Raw genomic sequence first — 679 nt, forward strand, 5'->3', positions numbered from 1 at the left:
TGGATTTCTGGAAGCAGCCGAGGCCTTTGAGGTTACTCTCGCGGACACGGCAGAGAAACTCCGCGCCGTCTATCGTCTGCGGCACCAGATCTACTGCATGGAGCGCGGCTACGAGCCGGGCCAAGGCACGATGGAGACCGACCGCTTCGACCTGCGGGCCCAGCATGCGCTCCTGACCCAGCGCAGCACCGGCCGTCTTGTCGGCACCGTGCGGATCATCGCGTCCTCGCCGACCGGCCCAGACGCTGACCTGCCGATGAGCAGCCTTTGCGAAAGCCCGGTTATCCGCTCGCTGCCGAGGCGTGGCACAGGCGAGATCAGCCGTTTCGCCATCTCGAAGAGCCTTCGCGATGCCGGCGTCGACGGCATCCCTCTTCGTCTTGGTTTGATGCGAGGCGTCGTCCAGTTGAGCGCGGAGATGGGCATCCACAACTGGTGCGCGGTAATGGAGCACACCCTCCTGCGCCTTCTCCGCGGCAGCGGTATTCACTTCCAACCCATCGGCCCCGCAATCGAGCACCACGGACTGCGCCAGCCTTGCTGGGCTCCCGTCGGACAAGTGCTTGGGCGCATGCGGCAAGAACGCCCGGATGTCTGGAACTACGTTACCAATGGGGGATCCCTTTGGCAGAACAAGCCGCAGGCCGCAGCCGCCTGACGCCCCTCCTCAAACCTCAAC

General features: G+C 64.7%; 1 protein-coding gene. It reads left to right on the plus strand.

Going from position 1 to position 679, the window contains the following annotated elements; translation table 11 throughout:
- Positions 1 to 658 (plus strand): GNAT family N-acyltransferase (locus tag D9599_RS30805; RefSeq protein WP_198385145.1); only part of this gene is annotated, 658 nt, incomplete at its 5' end.
- Positions 659 to 679: the final 21 nt, after the last annotated feature.

This window comes from Roseomonas sp. KE2513 (assembly GCF_016107305.1).
In the GTDB taxonomy this organism is placed as follows: Bacteria; Pseudomonadota; Alphaproteobacteria; order Acetobacterales; family Acetobacteraceae; genus Roseomonas.